We start from the raw sequence: 308 nt of genomic DNA on the forward strand, positions 1-308 counted from the left end.
GCATGTATTAGGCACGCCGCCAGCGTTCGTCCTGAGCCAGGATCAAACTCTCCATAGAAAGTTCATATCTCTAGCTTCTTTACGCTTTTCGCTTCGTTCAGTTTTCAAGGAACATCTCTTTGTCGCTATTTAAGCGACTTTTTTAATATATCATTTACTGTTTTCTTTGTCAACAACTTTTTGGTGGAGCCTATCGGGATCGAACCGATGACCTCCTGCGTGCAAAGCAGGCGCTCTCCCAGCTGAGCTAAGGCCCCTTGAAAATGGTCGGGAAGACAGGATTCGAACCTGCGACCCCATGGTCCCAA

At 47.4% G+C, this 308-nt stretch carries 1 tRNA gene; it reads right to left on the reverse strand.

Annotation, left to right across the window (positions count from 1 at the left end):
- Positions 1 to 181: 181 nt before the first annotated feature.
- A tRNA-Ala gene (locus tag ETB99_RS14795) sits at positions 182 to 257 on the reverse strand.
- Between the last annotated feature and the right edge of the window lie 51 nt (positions 258 to 308).

The organism is Anoxybacillus sp. CHMUD (genome assembly GCF_013096965.1).
Lineage (GTDB): Bacteria > Bacillota > Bacilli > Bacillales > Anoxybacillaceae > Anoxybacillus > Anoxybacillus kestanbolensis_A.